This window comes from Rhizobium sp. Root274 (assembly GCF_001429245.1).
GTDB lineage: Bacteria > Pseudomonadota > Alphaproteobacteria > Rhizobiales > Rhizobiaceae > Allorhizobium.
On the sequence record NZ_LMJE01000001.1, the window covers coordinates 1608233 to 1629582 of the forward strand.

Annotated in this window: 21 protein-coding genes; 8 read left to right on the plus strand and 13 right to left on the minus strand. The window is 60.8% G+C overall.

Going from position 1 to position 21350, the window contains the following annotated elements; genetic code table 11:
* Window positions 1–252 carry a hypothetical protein gene (locus tag ASE36_RS08010; RefSeq protein WP_062277418.1) on the minus strand — a complete coding sequence of 84 codons (252 nt, stop codon included), beginning with the start codon at window positions 250–252 and terminating at the stop codon, window positions 1–3.
* Between the two features lie 157 nt (window positions 253–409).
* Between ASE36_RS08010 and ASE36_RS08015 the strand changes: the two genes are divergently transcribed.
* Complete coding sequence (locus ASE36_RS08015) at window positions 410–733, plus strand: DUF6665 family protein (protein ID WP_062277421.1); 324 nt, start codon at window positions 410–412, stop codon at window positions 731–733.
* A 30-nt stretch (window positions 734–763) separates the two neighbouring features.
* Here ASE36_RS08015 and ASE36_RS08020 read toward each other — a convergent pair whose 3' ends face one another.
* Entirely contained in the window at window positions 764–1387 is a 624-nt protein-coding gene (locus ASE36_RS08020) for a ribonuclease D (RefSeq protein ID WP_062277425.1), read from the minus strand.
* Between the two features lie 605 nt (window positions 1388–1992).
* Between ASE36_RS08020 and ASE36_RS08025 the strand changes: the two genes are divergently transcribed.
* Entirely contained in the window at window positions 1993–3417 is a 1425-nt protein-coding gene (locus ASE36_RS08025) for a phosphomannomutase (RefSeq protein WP_062277427.1), read from the plus strand.
* Between the two features lie 52 nt (window positions 3418–3469).
* Window positions 3470–4216 carry an SDR family NAD(P)-dependent oxidoreductase gene (locus ASE36_RS08030; protein WP_062277429.1) on the plus strand — a complete coding sequence of 249 codons (747 nt, stop codon included), beginning with the start codon at window positions 3470–3472 and terminating at the stop codon, window positions 4214–4216.
* A 33-nt stretch (window positions 4217–4249) separates the two neighbouring features.
* On the opposite strand, the gene ASE36_RS08035 is transcribed toward ASE36_RS08030, so the two are convergent.
* Genes ASE36_RS08035 through ASE36_RS08045 form a run of 3 tightly spaced genes read right to left on the minus strand, consistent with a single transcriptional unit; the run spans window position 4250 to window position 7610 of the window.
* Window positions 4250–5467 (minus strand): SAM-dependent methyltransferase, encoded by a 1218-nt coding sequence (locus tag ASE36_RS08035; protein WP_062277430.1) that lies wholly within the window; start codon window positions 5465–5467, stop codon window positions 4250–4252.
* Window positions 5464–6255: a DUF1365 domain-containing protein gene (locus ASE36_RS08040; RefSeq protein WP_062277432.1), complete on the minus strand. Its 792-nt coding sequence runs from the start codon at window positions 6253–6255 to the stop codon at window positions 5464–5466. The genes ASE36_RS08035 and ASE36_RS08040 overlap by 4 nt, the downstream gene beginning before the upstream one ends.
* Window positions 6252–7610, minus strand: coding sequence for an NAD(P)/FAD-dependent oxidoreductase (locus tag ASE36_RS08045; RefSeq protein WP_062277434.1), 1359 nt, complete (start codon window positions 7608–7610; stop codon window positions 6252–6254). The genes ASE36_RS08040 and ASE36_RS08045 overlap by 4 nt, the downstream gene beginning before the upstream one ends.
* Before the next feature lie 64 nt (window positions 7611–7674).
* Between ASE36_RS08045 and ASE36_RS08050 the strand changes: the two genes are divergently transcribed.
* The 5 genes from ASE36_RS08050 to ASE36_RS08070 are packed head-to-tail and all read left to right on the plus strand — an operon-like array spanning window position 7675 to window position 12201.
* Entirely contained in the window at window positions 7675–8421 is a 747-nt protein-coding gene (locus ASE36_RS08050; protein ID WP_413813641.1) for a sigma-70 family RNA polymerase sigma factor, read from the plus strand.
* Complete coding sequence (locus ASE36_RS08055; RefSeq protein WP_062277437.1) at window positions 8418–9092, plus strand: ChrR family anti-sigma-E factor; 675 nt, start codon at window positions 8418–8420, stop codon at window positions 9090–9092. Before ASE36_RS08050 ends, ASE36_RS08055 begins: the two co-directional genes overlap by 4 nt.
* Window positions 9093–9132: 40 nt before the next feature.
* Window positions 9133–9534, plus strand: coding sequence for a DUF2177 family protein (locus ASE36_RS08060; RefSeq protein WP_062277440.1), 402 nt, complete (start codon window positions 9133–9135; stop codon window positions 9532–9534).
* Between the two features lie 42 nt (window positions 9535–9576).
* A complete protein-coding gene (locus tag ASE36_RS08065; RefSeq protein ID WP_062278211.1) occupies window positions 9577–10587 on the plus strand; it encodes a ligase-associated DNA damage response exonuclease in 1011 nt (336 codons plus the stop codon).
* Between the two features lie 3 nt (window positions 10588–10590).
* Window positions 10591–12201, plus strand: a complete 1611-nt coding sequence (locus tag ASE36_RS08070; RefSeq protein ID WP_062277443.1) for a cisplatin damage response ATP-dependent DNA ligase — start codon at window positions 10591–10593, stop codon at window positions 12199–12201.
* Window positions 12202–12222: 21 nt separating this feature from the next.
* Here the strand turns inward: ASE36_RS08070 and glpK are convergent, their stop codons facing one another.
* The 8 genes from glpK to glpD all read right to left on the minus strand — a co-directional run bounded on the left by glpK (window position 12223) and on the right by glpD (window position 21315).
* Window positions 12223–13716 carry a glycerol kinase GlpK gene (gene glpK / locus ASE36_RS08075; RefSeq protein WP_062277446.1) on the minus strand — a complete coding sequence of 498 codons (1494 nt, stop codon included), beginning with the start codon at window positions 13714–13716 and terminating at the stop codon, window positions 12223–12225.
* An 80-nt stretch (window positions 13717–13796) separates the two neighbouring features.
* On the minus strand, window positions 13797–15518 hold the full coding sequence (locus ASE36_RS08080; RefSeq protein ID WP_062277448.1) for an ABC transporter substrate-binding protein: 1722 nt from the start codon (window positions 15516–15518) through the stop codon (window positions 13797–13799).
* An 84-nt stretch (window positions 15519–15602) separates the two neighbouring features.
* Entirely contained in the window at window positions 15603–15884 is a 282-nt protein-coding gene (locus ASE36_RS08085; protein WP_062277451.1) for a DUF2160 domain-containing protein, read from the minus strand.
* A gap of 10 nt (window positions 15885–15894) precedes the next feature.
* Complete coding sequence (locus tag ASE36_RS08090; RefSeq protein WP_062277453.1) at window positions 15895–16713, minus strand: carbohydrate ABC transporter permease; 819 nt, start codon at window positions 16711–16713, stop codon at window positions 15895–15897.
* A gap of 13 nt (window positions 16714–16726) precedes the next feature.
* Window positions 16727–17596 carry a carbohydrate ABC transporter permease gene (locus ASE36_RS08095; RefSeq protein ID WP_062277456.1) on the minus strand — a complete coding sequence of 290 codons (870 nt, stop codon included), beginning with the start codon at window positions 17594–17596 and terminating at the stop codon, window positions 16727–16729.
* A gap of 2 nt (window positions 17597–17598) precedes the next feature.
* Entirely contained in the window at window positions 17599–18669 is a 1071-nt protein-coding gene (locus ASE36_RS08100; protein WP_062277459.1) for an ABC transporter ATP-binding protein, read from the minus strand.
* A gap of 12 nt (window positions 18670–18681) precedes the next feature.
* Window positions 18682–19761, minus strand: coding sequence for an ABC transporter ATP-binding protein (locus ASE36_RS08105; RefSeq protein ID WP_062277463.1), 1080 nt, complete (start codon window positions 19759–19761; stop codon window positions 18682–18684).
* Between the two features lie 45 nt (window positions 19762–19806).
* On the minus strand, window positions 19807–21315 hold the full coding sequence (gene glpD / locus ASE36_RS08110; RefSeq protein ID WP_062277467.1) for a glycerol-3-phosphate dehydrogenase: 1509 nt from the start codon (window positions 21313–21315) through the stop codon (window positions 19807–19809).
* Between the last annotated feature and the right edge of the window lie 35 nt (window positions 21316–21350).

A 21350-nucleotide genomic window follows, 5' to 3' on the forward strand; every position in this document is an offset into this window, starting at 1 on the left:
TCAGTCGACCAAGCGCAGGAACATCGGGTAGAGCCCCGCATCATCGGAGGGTGCGGGAATGCGCTTGCCGAGCGGCTGGTCGGGACGGCTGCGCTCGTCGACCATCAAGGCATCAAGCCAGGTGGCGGGGGCATAGTCAGGACCTGAGGCTGGATCGTCGGGATTGTTTTCGTTGATGTCCGTTCGGCCCGTATCATACGTGATGGTCGAGCGGGATAGGCTGTCGAGAAGGCTGTGGGCTGCTTCCGTCATGGTCGCTGATTTCTACGCTTTGCTCTCACGAGGCCCCTTGAAACGCGAGGCCTTGCTGCCGATTTCACTGCGGTGATGATGCGAATTCTGGGTTAATGAATGCTTGGCACATTCGCGTCATTGCATATCAATTCTCGTCTACAAGAAGCGCTAGACCATGAGCTTCCGACCGCCCGCATCTCTGCTCGCATCGACCTCAGGAGACCTGCTTTCGGCTCTTGACCAGGAGTTGGCCGGCGAGATGGCGGACGCTCTCGGGCGTGCCGGACGGAAGGTGGAACTGGCGTTGCAGCGATGTGCCGAGGCCAGAGCCGGAGCGCCGGAACGGTTGGCAGAGGCGCTTGACGAGGCCGCGCAGGCGGTCTTTGCGCTATCGGTGCAACGGGAGTTGTGCGGCTTGCGCAATCAGGCGGCCATGATCCGGCACTACGACATCCCCCGAGACGTCATGGCGCGCGTTGGGATCTCTCGCAAGGCCTGAAGTTGGATCCGATCTCGCGTTATCGCGCGATCAGCTATGGGCGAAGATGTCGGTCTCTTCCCAGCCCAGCAGGTCGAGCTTGGAGCGAGTCGGCAGGAATTCGAAACAGGCCTTGGCGTGCTCCATGCGGCCGTCGCGCACAAGACGCTCGGTCAGTTTGTCTCGCAAGGCATGCAGATACAGAACATCCGAGGCGGCATATTCGAGCTGCGCCTGGCTGAGCTTTTGGGCCGCCCAATCCGAAGACTGTTGCGCCTTCGAAATATCAACCTCGAGCAGTTCCTTGAGATTGTCTTTCAGGCCGTGGCGGTCCGTATAGGTGCGGCAGAGGCGCGAGGCGATCTTTGTGCAGAAGACGGAAGCGGTGGTCACGCCGAAGGTGTGGAAGAGAACCGCAATATCGAAGCGCCCGTAATGGAAAATCTTCTGACGCGCCGGATCGGCAAGCAGGGCGACGAGGTTCGGCGCTTCCTTTTGTCCGGCCGCAATGCGGATGACGTCTGCACTGCCGTCGCCGGGGGACAATTGCACTACGCACAGGCGGTCACGACGCGGCACAAGGCCTAAGGTTTCCGTATCGATGGCGATCGCGTCAGTGTAGCGGGCGGCATCCTCTGCGGAAATATCGCCTTCATGAGTGCGGATCGTCGCCATTGAAGCCTCCAAGCATTGGTTCTCCGGCCCGCTATAACGGAAAGTGGCAGGCGGGGCCATCCCAGGGGTGATCAGAGTGCTGCATGGATCATCTGCGCCGACAGTCGATCGAGTGCGATCCACAGAGTGACAGCCATGCCAATCGTGCATGAGCAATTGTAAGGGTGGCGAGCAAAAAGGATGACGCTTGCCAAACGAAGGTTCGCTTTCGACCTGACAGGCGAAATCCGAAAGACTCGAAAGCTATCCACTGCGGTCACGATGGACCACTTCAATGACGGTCCCGAATAGATATGCGTCTGACGCACTGCTGCGTTGCAACAAAGAGGATTGGCATCGGGGAGGCTTTTGGGTACAACACAAGCATCGAAGCGGCGCACTCCTCCTCCCAGCGCCGTTCGGTAGGATCGGCAATACTCCTCCTCCTCCCAATTGCCGATCGAGTTTAAGAGCCTGGCGCACCTCCTCCCGCGCCAGGCTCTTTTCATTTCAGACCACCATTTCCCCCCATCGCCTCGACGATCCCGCTTTCCGGTATTCTGCTTGATGCTCCGACCCGTCGGCCCATATAAAGGGCTCCGGTGGAACACGAGGAGAGATACGGCATGTCGGCAAAATTCGGTACCAGCGGCCTCAGGGGGCTGTCTTCGGACCTGGTGGGCGCCGTCTCGGCTCTCTATTCGACTGCCTTTGCCCGCTATCTTCTGTCGGAAGGGCTGGCGCAGCCCGGATCGCCGGTTGTCATCGCACGCGATTTCCGCCCATCCAGTCCAGAGATTGCATCAACGATCATGGCGGCGCTCCGACGCGTGGGTCTTGTGCCGATCGATTGCGGAACGATCGCGACGCCGGCGCTTGCGCTTTACGGCGCCTCATTGGGGGCAGCCGGGATCATGGTTACGGGGTCTCATATCCCGGCAGATAGAAACGGCATCAAGTTCTATCGGCCGGACGGCGAGATCAACAAGCAGGACGAACAGGCAATCACCCGCCTTGCGGCGGAGCTTGCCGCAGATCCCGAGGCAAACCGGGTCGATAGCGGCACGGGCGACGACCATGAAGAGGCGGCCAGCACGCTCTTCCTCGAGCGCAATCTCGGCGTTCTGCCCACCGCTTGCCTGGAAGGAAAGCGCATCGGGGTCTATCAGCACAGCACCGTCGCCCGCGACATGCTGGTCAACGTGTTCCAGCACTACGGTGCGACAGTCTTTCCGCTCGGGCGCTCGGAGGTGTTCATCCCGGTCGATACCGAAGCAGTGTCGACCGATACGGTGACACAGCTGGCAAAATGGAGCGACGAACTGGCACTGGACGCCATTCTGTCGACCGATGGCGACGGAGACCGTCCGCTGGTGGCAGACGAACACGGCCAGCCCCTACGCGGCGATCTGCTGGGCCTGATTGCTGCGCGCTTCCTGAAGGCAAAGACCGTTGCGACGCCCGTGACATCCAATTCCGGTCTGGAAGACGACGGCGGCTTTTCGGTCATTCGCACGCGCGTCGGCTCGCCTTATGTGATTGCGGCCATGGAGGCGGCCCTTGCTGACGGCAAGGAGAGCGTGCTGGGCTTTGAAGCGAATGGCGGACTGATGCTGGGATCGGACTTCGCCGTCGAGGGGAAGACCCTGAAGGCGCTTCCGACACGCGACAGTTTCCTGCCGGCCCTTGCCGCACTCGGCATGGCCGCACAGACCGGTCAGTCGCTGTCCGGCCTCGTCAAGGCCTTCAGCCTGCCGGTGGCACTTAGCGACCGCCTGGAAAATTTCGCGACCGAACGGAGCGCCAGTCTGATGGCGCATATTTGCCAATCGCCTGAAAACCTTTCCGGTTTCCTTTCCTCCATCGGCAGCGTGACAGATGTCAGCGATATCGACGGTGTCAGGGTCACCTTGTCCGACGGACGCGTCATCCATTTCCGGCCCTCCGGCAATGCGCCGGAAATGCGCTGCTATGTCGAGGCGAAGACCCATGCGGAGGCCGAGACGTTGTTGAGAAGCGGGCTCGATGTTCTACGCGGTTGGCAAAGCTAAACCGGGAGGGGATGCCGGGCGTATTGGTCATGACACAACGCAAGAGGATGTGATGACCAAGACCGCCTGGATCACTGGTTCGAGCTCCGGCATCGGCCGAGCACTCGCCAAACGGCTGGTGGAGGACGGCTACAAGGTGGCCGTCAGCGCCCGCAACGCCGAATCGCTCGCCGCACTTGCCGCTGAACACCCCGGCCAGATCGTCGCTTTTCCGCTGGACGTGACCGATGGCGAAGCCGTCCGAAAGGTCGCAGATGCGGTTGCGGCTGCCATGGGGCCGATCGACCTCGCGGTCTTTGCTGCCGGCTCCTATACGCGCGATTATGCCGCCGATTTCAGTGCTGAGCGCACCCGCCAGATGTTCGACCTGAACGTGCTGGGCACGGCCCAGTGCCTTGAGGCCGTAATGCCCGGGATGATCGCGCGGAAAGGTGGACATATCGCGGTGGTCGCCTCGGTCACCGCCTATGTGGGCCTGCCGGGCGCCGCGAGCTACGGAGCCACAAAGGCTGCGCTGAACAGCCTTTGCGAGGCACTGCATCCGGAGCTTGCTCGCCACGGCGTGACGCTTTCAGTCATTAATCCCGGCTTCGTCGCCACGCCTCTGACCGAGAAGAACGACTTTCCGATGCCCTTCCTGGTGTCGGCGGAAGAGGCGGCCGAGATCATTGCCAAGGGCCTCGCCGGGGGAAGGTTTGAGATCATCTTTCCCTGGAAGATGGCGCTCGCAATCCGCCTGCTGCACGCCCTGCCGCACAGGCTGCGCTTTGCGCTGACGCGTAAGATGCTGCGGTCCTGACGGAGGTGGCGGGGCACTTGCCCCGCCGGAAGATCAGGCCGGCTTATTCAGCCTGAACTGAACCACATCAATGCGGCCAACACGGAAGCCGACGGCGCAGTAGTGCAGATAAAGACGCCACATCCGGTAGAAGCGGCGGTCGAAGCCGAGCGGCTCGATCGACGACCAGCTGTTGGTGAATGCGTTATCCCAGGCAATCAGGGTGCGATCATAATCGCGGCCGAAACGGAAGCGATCGCCAACTTGCAGTCCGGCGCGGGCGGCATCACGTTCGAAGATCGTGATGGACGGCAGCATGCCACCCGGAAAGATATAGGTCTGAATGAAGTCTGCGCTGCGGCGATATTGCTCGAAGCGGCTTTCATCAATGGTAATCGTCTGGATGATTGCCTTGCCGCCGGGCACCAAGCGTTCCTGGACGGCCTTGAAATAGACGGGCCAGTTTTCTTCACCCACCGCTTCGAACATCTCGATCGAGACGATCTTGTCGAACCGGCCCTGGCAGTCGCGATAATCCTCAAGCCGGATATCGACACGATCGGCAAAGCCCGCCTTTTCGAGGCGTTCGCGGGCGAATTTCGCCTGCTCGACGGAGAGCGTCAGGCCCGTCACTCGGCAGCCGGTGGCGCGGATTGCGTGTTCGGCAAAACCACCCCAACCGCAACCGATCTCCAGCACATGATCATCCGGGCCGATGTTCAGTTCACGGACGATCCGGGCATACTTGGCCTCCTGCGCCTCAGCCAGTGATTGCCCCGGCGTCTCGTAGAGCGCTGAGGAATAGGTCATCGTGCGATCGAGCCACTGGCTGTAGAAGGCATTGCCCAGATCATAGTGGAAGGCGATGTTTCGTCGGCTACCTTTCTTCGAGTTACGACGCAGCTTGTGGCGCAGGCGCGCGATCCCTTCGAAAATTGCAGAGGATGAAAGGATCTTGCCGAGTTCGGCTTCGTTCGCCAAGGCGAATTCGACCACGCCACCAATATCGGGGCTGTCGAGGTCGCCATCAATGAAGGCCTGAGCGAAGCCCAGGGTGCCGCCGGTCAGGATACGAAACACCGGCTTGGCGTTGCGAACGCACAGCGCGGCATGCGGACCCGGCAGCCTGCCGACGGCAACATGCTCGCCATAACCTTCGAACTGCAGCGTCAACCGGCCGGCTGCGACACGATCAGCCCAGCGGCACAGCACGCGCTGCCAGAACGGCAGGGAGGACATTACGGATGGCATTTCTTGCTCAGCATGACTCATGACTTGTTCATCCCACTCTGCAGAACGATCGTCGAGGCAATCGGCGCGGCTGCAGGCGCATGGCGATGAACCGGAACTCCCTTCAGCCAGAGCCGCAGCGCTTCCCAGTGAATTCCGCCCATCACTTTGAGGGTCATCAAGGGATAGGTCACCAGCATGCGCAACAAGCTGGCATCCGACAAGGGGACTCGTTCTCCGGAAAACAGCGCTACCAGGAGAGGACCCTCCCCGTCACTTTCACCAATGTGCACCCCGACCTTCTCACCGGGCGGATTGATGCGAAAATCGTAGAGGCAATCCATCGGCATGAAGGGCGAGACGTACATCTCCTTGGCACACTGATGCCTGAGCACCTGCTGCCCTTCCTCAACGGGAATTACATAGGTATGGCGCTCGTTGAAGGTGTTGCAGACTTCATAGAGCACGGCCTGCAGCCACCCGTCGCGGTGGTGGCAGAAATAGACGGTAAGCGGATTGAAGACGTAGCCGAAGATGCGGGGATAGCAGAGCATACGGATCTTCGAGCCGCGGGCATCAAGGCCGGCTGCCTGCAAGCGGCCTTCCACCCATTGGCGCAACTGCCCGACCTCACCATCACCATGATCGGCATCGTAGACGGCATAAAGCGCGCGGCGATTATGGCCGAAGAAGCGAAGGCCGCGATCGAGATCAGCAATCTCATCGAGGTCGACGAGCAGTGAAAAGACGCTGTAACGCAGCTTATGCTGTTTGGGTCGGCTTCGGACATGCACGACATGGCCTGCATATATAGCGGATTGCCACCTCATTCAGCGGCCTCGAGCTGTCGAGTGATCACGATACGGCCCGACTCGTCCTTGACCGACCAGGGGCGGCGGACGCCACCGAGCGCTTCCGCCACGGCGAGACCCGACTGCAAGCCGTCCTCGTGGAAACCACTGCCGAAATAGGCACCGCAATACCAGGTATTGCGATGACCCTGGAGCTGCCAGATCTGGCGCTGCGCGCGAATTGCGGCAGCATCGAAAAGCGGATGTTCGTAGTGGAAGGTTTCAATGACTTTGGCGGGATCAATCGGGCGGCACGGATTGAGGGTGACGAAGAGCGGGTTCTTCGGATCGAGCGACTGCAGCTTGTTCATCCAATAGGTGACGCAGAGCATATCGCCTGCGCCATCCTGGCGACCGGCTACATAGTTCCAGCTTGACCAGACGGACTTGCGCTTCGGCATCAAGGCTTCATCGGAATGCAGCACGGCGACATTGGGGGTGTACTGGAAAGCTTCGAGCAGCGTGCGCTCGCGGGCGTCGGCGTCCTGCAGGAGGTCGAGGCTCTGGTTTGCGTGGGTTGCGAGCACCACGTCGTCAAAGGTCTCGGCATGGCCGTGGATGTCGATCACTTCCACGCCCACTGTCAGTCGGCGGACATGCGCCACCGCCGTCGACAGGCGGACGGTTCCGCGGAAATCGGCAAGGATGCGGGCGACATATTCGCGGCTGCCGCCCTTCACCGTGCGCCACCGAGGACGATCGGTGAGCGTGAGCAGGCCATGATTGACAAAGAATCGGATAAAAGCGTGGAGCGGATAAAGCCGCATTTCCGATGCCGTGGTAGACCAGATGGCGGCGCCCATGGGCAGAAGGTGGTCTTCGATAAAGCTATCCGCATAGTTTGCCGAGGCGAGATAATCGCCGAGCGAAACGCCATCCAGCTCGGGGCGATCAAGAAGTGCCGGCGCTTCGCGGTAGAAGCGCAGGATGTCCTTGACCATGCGCCAGAAGCGCGGCCGGAGAAGGTTGGTCTTCTGGCCGAGCAGGCCGCTTAAGCCCGAGCCTGAATATTCGAAGGCGCCATCGCCAAGCGAGGCTGCAAAGGACATGTCCGAGGCGAGCGTCGGGACATCGAGATGTTCGAAGAGCTTGACGAGGTTGGGATAATTTCGATCGTTATAAACGATGAAACCGGTGTCGACAGGGGTACCCCGATCATCGCCCGGCGCCACGACGGTATTGGAATGGCCGCCAGGGCGCCCTTCTGTTTCATATAAGACGACCTCGGCACTGCGGGACATAAGCCAGGCGCAGGAGAGGCCGGAGATACCGGAGCCCACGACCGCAATCTTCCGCTTTCCCCCGAATGCGGCCTTCGTGACGCCAATATCCATAGACCACCCATTTTCCTTAATGCGAATAATCAGTTTTGCAGCTGATTACGCAAGGTTTTTGCGAGTGGATCGACGGGAGGCATTAAATTCATGTGCGGTGATCTGCTTTTCGGCAGCCGGCGTAGTTGCCTGCATGATCAACATGATTCCCATACGGGCCGATGCGTGCCACAGTCATCCCGGGCGAACAGCGCGGCAAACAGTCGTGGCGGCGACCCAAAGAGGGATAAATAGCGTTTCGATGACCGGATCGGTTGATGAATTAGAGCCGCAGAATTTTGCGAAACTTCTGGCTTCAGTGGGTCGTGATCGTGATGTCGAGGCATTCGAGACGATCTTCAAGCATTATGGTCCGAAGGTGCGCGCCTATATGGCGAAGCTCGCTCGCGATGGGCAGGCCGCCGAGGAACTGATGCAAGAGACGATGCTGGCCGTCTGGAACAAGGCCGCGCAATTCGACCCGGCGCGCGGAAACGTGTCCAGCTGGATTTTCACGATTGCGCGCAACCAGCGTATCGACGCCTTTCGTCGCGCCAAGCGACCCGTCTTCGATCCCTCGGATCCGGCATTCGTTCCCGATGACGTGCCGCCTGCGGATGTCGAATTCGAAGGCCGCCAGGAAGCCGATCGGCTCCGGCGCGCCATGGAAACCCTACCACCCGAACAACTCGAACTTCTAAAGATGTCATTCTACAGAGAAGCCTCACACAGCACCATCGCCGCCGAACTCGGCCTGCCGATGGGTACCGTGAAATCCCGCATCCGCTTGGCTTTCGCCAAATTGCGAGCAGCCTTGGAGGAGCGCGCATGAACGCTCAAGTTCAACACCATATCAGCGACGAATTGCTGCTCGATTACGCAAGCGGGACATTGGCCGAAGGCTGGAGCATTGCGGTTGCCACGCACCTGGCGCTCTGCCCAAGCTGCCGCGACCGTCTCTCTTTCATGGAACATGCCGGCGGCGAACTGCTGGAAGCGGTCGAGGTCGAGGAAACCGCGAGCGCAAGCGACAGCTGGACTTCGATGATGGACAAGATCGCCGCGGATAAGAACAAGCCCGCCGCCAAGGCACCGGCGCGAGTCGTTGCAACAGGCGATGCCGTTCTCCCGGAACCTCTGCGGTCCTATCTGGGCACCGATGTCAACGGCTTGAAGTGGCGAGCGCTCGGACGCGGCGCCTACCACATCCCGATCAAGACCGGCGACAAAGAAAGCCAGGTTCGGCTTCTGAAGATCCCGGCGGGCAAGCCTGTGCCGGAGCATTCGCATGGCGGCCGGGAACTGACACTGGTGCTGAAGGGCGCCTTCACGGACGGCTCAACCGTGTTTCGACGCGGCGATCTGGAAGAGGCAGACGAGACGCTGACGCATCAGCCGGTCGCGACGCCGGATGAGGATTGCATCTGTCTTGCCGTCACGGATGCGCCGTTGAAATTCAAGAGCCTGATCGTCAGGCTCGTGCAGCCTGTTCTGGGAATTTGAGGCCGGTGGGGCACGCGCCCTGCCCTCGCGGAGACGACGCATGACCTATCTGATCGCCTATGTGTCGACGGCCATCGTCTTCTTCGCACTCGACTATCTGTGGCTGACGCGCGTGGCGATCGGGTTTTATCGGCAGAATATCGGCGAGCTGCTGCTCGCCACGCCAAACTTCGCGCCGGCGGGGATCTTCTATCTGTTCTACGTGATCGGCCTCGTCTATTTCGCGGTCATGCCGGCGCTTAATGCAAACGGCGTCGTGACGGCGTTGCTGCATGGCGCTCTGCTCGGCCTCCTTGCCTACGGCACCTATGACATGACCAACCTCGCAACGCTCAAGGGATGGTCGCTTTCCGTCAGCCTGGTCGACATGGCCTGGGGCACGGTTCTTTCGGCAACGGCTGCTGCTGCGGGTTATCTCGTGGTGTCACGTTACGCTGCGTGACGACTGGCGGGCGGCATCCAGCCGCCCTATCTTGCCTTTATGATCAAACCAGACCTCCTGCTGCATCCAACGCCCGGTGGGCTCTACTGCCCGATCGGTGACTTCTTTGTCGATCCTGTGCGGCCGGTCGGACGGGCGCTGATTACTCACGGTCATTCCGACCATGCGCGGTCTGGACATCAGCATGTGCTGGCGACCCGCCAGACGCTGGATATCATGGCAATCCGTTACGGCGAGGATTTTGCAGGTGCATCGCAGGCTGCAGAATTTGGCGAAACCATCGTCGTGAACGGGGTTTCCGTGCGGTTTCATCCAGCCGGCCATGTGCTGGGGTCGGCGCAGATCGAGATCGAGAAGGACGGCACGCGCATCGTCGTTTCCGGCGACTACAAGCGTGGCGTCGACCCGACTTGCGCCAGTTTCGAGCCGGTGCCTTGCGACGTGTTCATCACTGAGGCGACCTTCGGCCTTCCCGTCTTTCACCATCCGCCGGCAGCGGGCGAGATCCAGAAGCTGCTCACTTCGCTCCGGCAGTTTCCGGAGCGAAGCCACCTCGTTGGCGCCTATGCGCTGGGCAAGGCGCAGCGGGTGATTTCACTGATCCGGCGTGGCGGCTATGACCAGCCGATCTATGTTCATGGCTCGCTCGCCAGACTTTGCGACTATTACGAGACCCAGGGCATCGATCTTGGAGAGTTGCGGCCGGCGACGACGGAAGACAAGAAATCCGGAAGCCTGAAAGGTGCCATCGTGATCGGTCCGCCGTCCGCCTTCAACGACCGCTGGGCGCGGCGCTTTGAGGATCCACTGCCGATTTTCGCGTCCGGCTGGATGATGGTGCGGCAGAGGGCCAAGCAGCGTGGCGTTGAGCTGCCGCTCGTCATTTCCGACCATTGCGACTGGCCGGAACTTCTCGACACGATCCGCGAAGTGAAGCCGCAGGAGGTGTGGGTCACCCACGGGCGCGAGGAGGCGCTGGTGCGCTGGTGCGAGCTCTCGGGCATCGCGGCCCGGCCGCTGCATCTCGTTGGCTACGAAGACGAGGGGGATTGAGGAATGAAGGCTTTTGCCACTCTTCTCGACCGCCTGGTGCTGACGCCGAGCCGCAACGGCAAGCTGACCCTGCTCGTCGATTATTTCAAGACGACGCCAGATCCTGACCGAGGATATGCAGTGGCGGCGCTGACCGAGGGGCTTGATATCAAGGGCGTGAAGCCGGCGCTGCTCAAAGAGCTTGTGCTGGAGCGCATGGACCCTGTGCTGTTCCAGTATTCCTATGATTATGTCGGGGATCTCGCCGAGACGATTTCATTGGTATGGGAGCCATTCGACACGGAAGCCGCCTCTGAAGAGGATGACCGGCTCTCGGCGATTGTTGAGCGGCTGCAGCGGCTGGGGAGGAGCGAGACACGCGGGTTGATGCGCAATCTGCTCGATCGGCTGGACACCTCAGAGCGCTTTGCGCTGATCAAGCTGGTGACGGGGGGCTTGCGGATCGGGGTTTCGGCGCGGCTGGCGAAGCAGGCGCTGTCGATCTTCGGCAATAAGGATGTCACCGAAATCGAGAACCTGTGGCACGGGTTGAAGCCGCCCTATGTCGATCTCTTTGATTGGCTGGAGGACCGCACGGACAAACCAGTTCTGGCGACGCCGGCGATCTTTCATTCGGTGATGCTGTCAACGCCGATCGAGGATCGGGACATTGCCACGCTTGATCCGGCCGATTTCGCTGCGGAGTGGAAGTGGGATGGGATCCGGGTGCAGCTGTCCTGCGCGGGCGGAAGGAATCGTCTCTATTCGCGCTCGGGCGACGATATCTCCGGTGCCTTTCCTGACATCACCGATGCGGCGCGGTTCGAAGGGGTGATCGACGGAGAGCTGCTGGTCGGTGGCACGTCGCGGACGAATGCGCCGACCCGCACCTTTTCCGATCTGCAGCAGCGGCTGAACCGCAAGACCGTGACGGCACGGATGCTGGAAGATTATCCGGTTTTTATCCGGGCCTATGACATTCTCTTTGACGGTGCCGAGGACGTCCGCCCGGAACGATTCCTCGATCGACGTGACCGTCTGAAGAAGCTCATTGAGCAGCAGGCGCCCAACCGTTTCGACCTTTCGCCACTGGTGCCGTTTTCGAGCTGGGAGGACTTAGAACGGCTGAGGGCAGATCCGCCGGATCCTGTCATCGAAGGGGTGATGCTGAAACGCTATGACAGCGTCTATCAGGCGGGGCGTGCCAAGGGGCCGTGGTTCAAGTGGAAGCGCGACCCGATGAATGCCGATGCGGTGCTGATGTATGCCCAGCGCGGGCATGGCAAGCGATCAAGCTATTATTCCGACTTCACCTTCGGGGTGTGGACGGCGATTCCCGGCGAAGGCGATGTGCTCGTGCCAGTTGGCAAAGCCTATTTCGGCTTTACCGACGAGGAGTTGGAAGTGCTCGACCGCTTCGTGCGCAACAACACCGTGGAGCGGTTCGGCCCAGTCCGCAGCCTCAGAGCCGAGCCGGAGCATGGCTTCGTGGTCGAGGTCGCCTTCGAGGGGCTGGCGCGGTCGACTCGGCACAAGTCGGGGATTGCCATGCGGTTTCCCCGCATCGCGCGGTTGAGGCAGGACAAGCTGCCGAAAGATGCCGACCGGCTGGAGACGCTGGTTGCCATGCTTTGACGGCAGACTTGTATCCGGGGTTCAGCGCGTGGTGAGGCAGCGCGAGACACTGTCTTGCCAGCCGGCAATGGCGGCTTCGCGTTCGCCTGTCTCCATCGTCGGTTCAAAGCGACGGTCGCGCTTCCAGGTGGCGGCAAAACCAGCCTGATCAGGCCAGAGACCGGCGCGGGATCCGGCGAGCCATGCGGCACCCAGAACCGTGGTTTCGAGCACGACGGGACGATCGACGGGAGCGGCCAGGATGTCGGCGAGGCGCTGCATCGTCCAATCGGAAGCAACCATGCCGCCGTCGACTCGCAGAACCGTCTGCGAGCTCGCACCCGTCCAGTCCTTCTTCATTGCTTCGAGAAGATCATGCGTCTGGTAGGCGACGCTTTCGAGCACGGCGCGGGCGAATTCGGCGGGGCCAGTGCCACGGGTCAGGCCGAAGATTGCGCCACGTGCGTCGGCATCCCAATGGGGGGCGCCGAGGCCGGTGAAGGCGGGGACGAGATAGACGCGCTGGTTCGGGTCTGCCTTGCTCGCCAATGCATCTGTTTCCGAGGCGACCTTGACGAAGCCCATCTGGTCACGCAGCCATTGCACGGCGGCACCGGCGATGAAGATCGAGCCTTCGAGCGCGTAGGTCGTCTTGCCGTTCATGCGATAGCCGATCGTGGTCAGCAGACGGTTGGACGAGGTGACGCGGTCTGTACCTGTGTTGAGAAGGGCAAAGCAGCCGGTGCCATAGGTGGATTTCATCATGCCCGGTTCGAAGCAGGCATTGCCGATGACGGCGGCCTGCTGATCACCGGCGACGCCGAGGATCGGGATTTCGGCGCCGAGAACAGCCTTGTCCGTAATGCCGAAGTCGTCGGCGCAGTCCTTGACCTCGGGCAGCATGGCACGCGGGATCTCAAGGATGGACAGAAGCTCGTCGTCGAAACGGTTTTCGCCGATGTCGTAGATGAGCGTGCGCGACGCATTGGTCGCATCGGTTGCATGCACCTTGCCGCCGGTCAGCTTGTAAATGAGCCAGCTGTCGACGGTGCCGAAGCAGATCTCGCCGTTTTCGGCGCGGGTTTTCAGACCGTCGACGTTTTTCAGCAGCCAGGAGAGCTTGGTGCCGGAGAAATAGGGATCGAGCAGCAGGCCGGTCTTCTGGGTGAAGAGCGCTTCCAGCCCCTTGTGCTTGAGCTCGTCGCAGAAGCGGGCGGTGCGGCGGTCCTGCCAGACGATGGCGCGGCTGACCGGCTGGCCGGTCTGGCGATCCCAGACGACGACGGTTTCGCGCTGGTTGGTGATGCCGATGGCGGTGACATCGGTGATGGCGATCTCGGCGGCTGCCAGCGCCTTTTCGATGGTCGCCAGCACACTCTGCCAGATCTCGTCTGCATCATGCTCGACCCAGCCGGAATCGGGGAAATGCTGGGTGAACTCCTGCTGGGCGACACCAACGATGTGCATCTCGTGATCGAAGATCATCGATCGGGTCGAGGTGGTGCCTTGGTCGATGGCCAGAATGTAACCGCTCATCAGGCGCAAACTCCTTATGTGAAGAAGCCGGGGCGTAGATTTCGCCCCGGCGCTTGTCAATGATCAGGGTCTGATCCGGCTCACTTCTGCCAGCTCTTGACCAGTTCGTCGTAGTTGACGGTGATCGGCTTTTCTTTCTCGTTCTCGATCTTCAGCTGCGGTGCAAGGTTGCCCTTAGCGACTGCATCCTTGTTCCAGTATTCGAGATCGTGCTCTTCGGCGAGCTTCGGACCAATGTCACCCTGGACGCCAGCGCGTTCGAGACGCTGCAGGACCTTTTCCTGCTCGGCGCAAAGCGAGTCCATGGCTTCCTGCGCGGTCTTCGCACCCGAGGATGCATCGCCGATCGCCTGCCACCACAGCTGAGCCAGCTTCGGATAGTCAGGGATGTTCGTACCGGTCGGCGACCACTGGACGCGGGCCGGCGAACGATAGAACTCGATCAGACCGCCGAGGTTCGGCGCACGGTCGGTGAAGGACTTGTGCTGGATCGTCGATTCGCGGATGAGGGTCAGGCCGACATGGCTCTTCTTCACGTCCACTGTCTTCGAGGTGACGAACTGCGCATAAAGCCAGGCGGCCTTGGCGCGGTCATCAGGGGTCGACTTCATCAGCGTCCAGGAACCGACGTCCTGATAGCCGAGCTTCATGCCGTCCTTCCAGTAGACGCCATGCGGGCTCGGGGCAAAACGCCATTTCGGCGTGCCGTCCTCGTTGACGACCGGCAGGCCTTTCTTGACGAAGTCTGCAGTAAAGGCCGTGTAGGTGAACATCTGCTGGGCAACGTTGCCCTGGGCAGGCACCGGACCGGCTTCACCGAAAGTCATGCCCTGCGCTTCCGGCGGTGCATAGGCCTTCAACCAGTCGAGATACTTCTGGATCGAATAGACTGAGGCAGGGCCGTTGGTGTCACCACCGCGGGCAACGCAAGAGCCGACCGGCTGGGACTTTTCGTTGACCTTGATGCCCCATTCGTCGACGGGCAGACCATTCGGCAGACCCTTGTCGCCGTTGCCGGCCATGGAGAGCCAGGCATCGGTGAAGCGCCAGCCGAGCGACGGGTCCTTTTTGCCGTAGTCCATGTGACCATAGACCTTCTTGCCGTCGATTTCGCGACCGGTGAAGAATTCGGCGATGTCTTCGTAGGCAGACCAGTTGACGGGGACGCCAAGGTCGTAGCCGTACTTCGCCTTGAAGTCAGCCTTGTTCTTCTCGTCGTTGAACCAGTCGTAACGGAACCAGTAGAGATTGGCGAACTGCTGGTCGGGCAGCTGATAGAGGTCGCCATCCGGAGCGGTGGTGAACTTGGTACCGATGAAGTCCGCAAGATCGAGATTGGGGTTGGTGACGTCCTTGCCTTCGTTGGCCATCCACTTGGTCAGCGAACGGGCCTGCTGATAGCGCCAGTGGGTGCCGATCAGGTCGGAATCGTTGACATAGGCGTCATAGATGTTCTCGCCCGACTGCATCTGCGTCTGCAGCTTTTCGACGACGTCGCCTTCGCCGATCAGGTCATGCGTGATCTTGATGCCGGTGATGGCTTCGAATGCCGGTGCCAGAACCTTGGATTCATATTCATGTGTGGCGATGGTTTCAGAGACGACCTTGATCTCCATGCCGGCAAAGGGCTTTGCCGCATCGATGAACCACTGCATTTCGGCTTCCTGGGCCCCACGATCGAGTGTCGACAGATCGCCGATCTCAGTGTCCAGGAATTTCTTCGCCGCGTCCATGTCGGCGAATGCCACGCCGGTCATGGCGAGCAGCATGGCCGCCGTCGTTGTCAAAAGGTGCTTTCGCATTTTCGTCCTCCCTAAGGTTGCGATTGCAGAGTTTCCAGTCCGTCAGGATGGCGACCTCCCGCCGCCATCCGCCGTTGTCTTGCTCTATACGTAGCGAAATACGCCGATGGCGTAGACCACGGAGAGAGCGAGAGCCCACCACAGGTTCGGCCCAACGAGGCCGAGCCAAGCGAGATGAATAAAGGCTGATCCGAGCAGCGACACGAACAGGCGGTCGCCGCGCGTGGTTTCAAACCGCAGCACGCCGACACGCGGGTTGCCGCCAGGAGAGAAGTATTCCCAGACCGCCATCGAGACGATGAGCGTCAGGATTGCGATGAAGAAGAGTGCCGTCGGCAGCGTCCAGGCCATCCATGTGAAGTTCATCGACGCCTCCTCAGACGCGGCCCAGGGCAAAGCCCTTGGCGATGTAGTTGCGAACGAAATAGATGACGAGTGCGCCTGGGATGATCGTGAGCACACCAGCTGCCGCCAGCACGCCCCAGTCCATGCCCGAGGCCGAGACCGTGCGCGTCATGATGGCGGCGATCGGCTTGGCGTCGGTGGTGGTGAGTGTGCGGGCGATCAGGAGCTCGACCCAGGAGAACATGAAGCAGAAGAAGGCGGCGACACCGATGCCGGACGCGATCAGCGGAATGTAGATCTTCACGAAGAATCGCGGGAACGAGTAACCGTCGATATAGGCAGTTTCGTCGATTTCCTTCGGCACGCCGGACATGAAGCCTTCGAGGATCCAGACCGCCAACGGCACGTTGAACAGGCAGTGCGCCAAGGCAACGGCGATATGCGTGTCGATCAGGCCGAAAGCCGAATAGAGCTGGAAAAAGGGCAGTGCGAAGACGGCGGGCGGGGCCATGCGATTGGTCAAAAGCCAAAAGAACAGGTGCTTGTCGCCGAGGAACCGATAACGCGAGAAGGCGTAGGCTGCCGGAAGGGCTGCGGCAACGGAGATCACCGTGTTCAGGCAGACATAGATGATCGAGTTGATATAGCCCTTGTACCAGGACGGATCGGTGAAGATCACGGCATAGTTGTGAAGCGTCGGGTTCACCGGCCAGAGCGACAGCGCACCGGTGATTTCCGAGTTGGTCTTGAAGCTCATATTCACGAGCCAGTAAATCGGCAAGATCAGGAAGACGATGTAAATCGTCGGGATCAGGAAGCCGAAGCGCGAACGATCGTCGGAACTGCTCATCGAGTGCGCCTCCTTACTGGCTCTTTGCGTCGCTGACGGTCATCACGGTGTAGAAGACCCATGACATCAGCAGGATGATCAGGAAGTAGATGATCGACATGGCGGCTGCCGGGCCGAGGTCGAACTGGCCGACGGCCATCTTGACGAGGTCGATCGACAGGAAGGTGGTGGAATTGCCAGGGCCACCGCCGGTGACGACAAAGGGTTCGGTGTAGATCATGAATGAGTCCATGAAGCGGAGCAGGACTGCGATCAAAAGCACGCGCTTCATCTTCGGCAGCTGGATGTAGCGGAAGACGGAGAAGCGCGAGGCACCGTCGATTTTCGCTGCCTGATAATAGGCATCGGGGATTGAGACGAGACCGGCATAGCACAGCAGCACGACAAGGCTGGTCCAGTGCCAGACATCCATGGCGATGACCGTGATCCACGCGTCGACCGGATCCTGCGTCAGGTTGTAGTCGACGCCCATGGCGTTCAGAACGTAGCCGAGAAGACCGATGTCGACACGGCCGAAGACCTGCCAGATGGTGCCGACGACGTTCCACGGGATAAGCAGCGGTAGTGCCATCAGAACGAGGCAGACCGGTACCCCTAAGCCCTTTTTCGGCATGTTGAGCGCGATCAGGATGCCGAGCGGCACTTCGATCGCCAGGATGATCATCGAGAAGATCATGTTGCGGCCGAGCGCATTCCAGAAGCGGTCGGAAGACAGGATCTCGGTGAACCAATCGGTGCCGGCCCAGAAAAACTCGTTGTTTCCGAAGGTGTCCTGAACGGAATAGTTCACCACGGTCATCAGCGGGATCACGGCCGAGAAGGCCACCAGCAGCAGGACCGGAATGACCATGAACCAGGCCCTGTTGTTCCAGGTCTTTTCCATTGTCAGCCCTCCATGCCTACGCGCCAGGAGTCGGCGAAGATGCCGATGCCCGCGGGGTCGAACGTGATTTTCGGATCGGTCGGGACCTCGGCATTTTCCGAGATGACGATCGACAAAGGCTGGTCGCAGAAGCGGGCGCGGACAATCTTCTGGCGGCCGATATCCTCGACCTTAGAGATCGTGACCGGCATGCCCTCGCGCCCGAGCCGGACGAATTCGGGGCGGATGCCGAGTTCGATCTTCGACTGTTGGCCAAGCTTCGGCGCACCAGAAAGCGCGATGGCCTGGTCGCCGACGGTGGCGGTCGTGCCGCTGACCTTGGCCGGCATGACATTCATACCCGGCGAGCCGATGAAATAACCGACGAAGGTGTGGCTCGGGCGTTCGAACAATTCGGCCGGCGTGCCGATCTGGACGATCTGGCCGTCATACATGACGACGACCTTGTCAGCGAAGGTGAGCGCCTCGGTCTGGTCGTGGGTGACATAGACCATGGTGAAGCCGGACTGGCGGTGCAGACGCTTCAATTGCGAACGCAGCACCCATTTCATGTGCGGATCGATGACGGTCAGCGGTTCGTCGAAGAGGATCGCGTTGACGTCGGAGCGGACGAGGCCGCGGCCGAGCGAGATCTTCTGCTTCTGGTCGGCCGTCAGCCCTTGTGCCTGCTTGCGCGCCATGGGCTGGAGATCAATCATGTCGAGGATCTCGTTGACCCGGCTCTTCACCTGATCTTCCGACACATGGCGGTTGCGCAAGGGGAAGGCCAGATTGTCGAAGACGCTCATCGTGTCGTAGACGACCGGAAACTGGAAAACCTGGGCGATGTTGCGGGCCTGGGTCGGCAGATTGGTGACGTCGACGCCATCGAACTCGATGCGGCCATCGGAGGGATGCAGCAGGCCCGAGATGATGTTGAGCAGCGTGGTCTTGCCGCACCCGGACGGGCCGAGCAGAGCGTAGGCACCGCCGTCATCCCATTCGTGATGGACTTCCTTCAGGGCATAATCGCCCGCCGCACGAGCAGCCGGCGTGTAGGCGTGGCGGATATGGTCGAGATTGATGCGCGCCATGTCGGTCCTCCCTCACGCTGCCAGTTCGGGCGCGACGCCAAGGGCGCGGCCCTCGGCACCGAAGGCCATCAGGTGTCGGGTATCGACATAGACATCAATGTCGCGGTCGGGTTCAATGTCGTGGATGCCATGCTCGAGGATGACCCAGCGGGCATTGCCATATTCGACGTGGATGAAGCTTTCCGATCCGGCAATCTCGGAGACCAGCGTCCTTGCCTTGACCGCGACGGCCCCGGTTGGTGCTGATAGGGACAAGTGGTGCGGGTGGAAGGCGATGGTGACGGGGCCGTCCGGCACGGCTGCCAGATGGGCGGGAACCGACAGAACCGCCTGCCCTTCGCGCTGGAACTGGCCGCCGACTTTCGTGACGTCGAGCGTGTTGAGCGGTGGATCCGCGAAGATCCGCGCCGACGCCAGATCGGAAGGCTTGCGATAGACGGAGATGGTGCTGCCAAACTGGGTGATGCGGCCTTCGCTGAGCGTGGCGGTGTTGCCGCCGAGCAGAAGGGCTTCCGAGGGTTCGGTCGTGGCGTAGACGAAGATCGCACCGGATTCGGCGAAGATCTTCGGCAGTTCTTCGCGCAGTTCCTCACGCAGCTTGTAGTCGAGATTTGCGAGCGGCTCGTCGAGCAGGACCAGATTGGCCTTCTTGACGATGGCGCGGGCGAGCGCCGTGCGCTGCTGCTGGCCGCCGGAAAGGTTGAGCGGCGTGCGGTCGAGATAGGGAGTAAGCCGCAGCAGGTCGGCCGCCTTGCGGACCTCCTGATCAATCGTCGCCTGATCCACGCCCTTGACCCGCATCGGCGAGGCGATGTTCTCGTAGACGGTCAGCGCGGGATAATTGATGAACTGCTGGTAGACCATGGCGATCTGGCGCTTCTGTACCGGCACACCGGTGACGTCGACGCCATCGAAGAAGACGCTGCCGGAGGTGGGCTTGTCGAGGCCCGCCATGAGGCGCATCAGCGAGGTCTTGCCCGAAAGCGTGGGGCCGAGCAGGACGTTCAGCGTACCCCGCTGCAACGTCAGATCGGTCGGGTGAATGTGATAATCCACCCCCACCATTTTCGAGACTTTACGCAGTTCCAACATGTTTCCTCGGGCCTCCTCCAAACCGTCGGTATCGTCATTATGGCCTCAAGCCGCAGCCATCAGCCCCATGTAACCTTCAAGCCCTTCCGCCTCCTCCGGCGTCAGGAACAAACCTTGCTTCGTTCGGCGCCACAGCACGTCTTCTGCCGTCACTGCCCATTCCCGCTCGATCAGCCAGCGAACCTCGGCCTCGTAAAGTGTGCCGCCAAAATAGCGTCCCAGATCTTCGATCTTCCGGGCGGCGCCGAGAATGGTGTTGGCATCGGTGCCGTAACAGCGGATCAGCCGCTCGGCATGCGCCCTTTGCAGGAAAGGATAGGCGTTCAGCAGTTTTGCAACGGTCGGCTCGTATGCGGTGACTGCAAAATCGCCGCCGGGCAATGTGCTGGCGGCCGTCCAGGACGCGCCCTTTTCCCCGATTGTCTCACCGATTTTTTCCAACGCATGTTCGGCGAGACGGCGATAGGTCGTGAGCTTGCCACCGAAGACGTTGAGCAGGGGCGCATCGCCCTCCTTGCCCTCGACCTTCAGGACGTAATCGCGGGTGGCTTCCTGCGCCTTCGAGGCGCCGTCATCGAACAGCGGTCGGACTGCCGAGTAGCTCCAGACGATATCGCCGGGCAGCACGGGTTCCTGGAAATATTCGCTGGCGGCACCACAGAGGTAGTCCACCTCTTCGGCGCTGATGCGCACATCCTTCGGGTCGTCGGTGTAGTCGCGATCGGTGGTGCCGATCAGGGTGAAGTCGCGCTCATAGGGAATGGCAAAAATGATGCGGTTATCAGGGTTCTGGAAGAAGTAGGCGCGCGCATCGTTGAACTTCTTCTTCACGATGATGTGGCTGCCCTGCACCAGGCGGACGTTGTGGACATTGTTGCGGCCGAAGGCGCCGGCGAGCACCTGATCGACCCAGGGGCCTGCGGCGTTCACCAGCATGCGGGCGCGGTGCGTGGAAACGGATCCATCGCGCTTGCGGGTGGTGATGACCCAGATACCGTCCTCGCGCTTGGCCGAGGTGACGCGCGAGCGGCTGAGGATGGTTGCGCCACGAATTTCGGCATCGCGGGCGTTCAAGACGACCATGCGCGCATCATCGACCCAGCCGTCGGAATATTCGAATGCCTTTGAAAAGATCGGCTTCAGCGGCTTGCCGGCGGGATCGCGGCGGAGATCGAGCGTTCGCGTGGCTGGCAAGAGCTTGCGACCACCCAGATGGTCATACAGGAAAAGGCCGAGCCGAATGAGCCAGGCGGGGCGGATGCCGCCCTTCTGGAAGGGCAGGACGAAACGCAGCGGCCAGATGACGTGCGGCGCCATGGCCCAAAGAACTTCGCGTTCCATTAGCGCTTCGCGCACAAGACGGAATTCGTAATGCTCGAGATAACGCAGGCCGCCATGGATCAGCTTGGTGGCACCAGACGATGTGCCGGAGGCGAAATCGTTCATTTCCGCCAGGGCAACGGAGTAACCACGACCGGCCGCATCACGTGCGATCCCGGTTCCATTGATCCCGCCACCGATCACAAACAGATCGTAGATAGGCTGCCCTGACATCTTTCCTCCCCGTTTTCGCAGCGCAGCATTTGCTG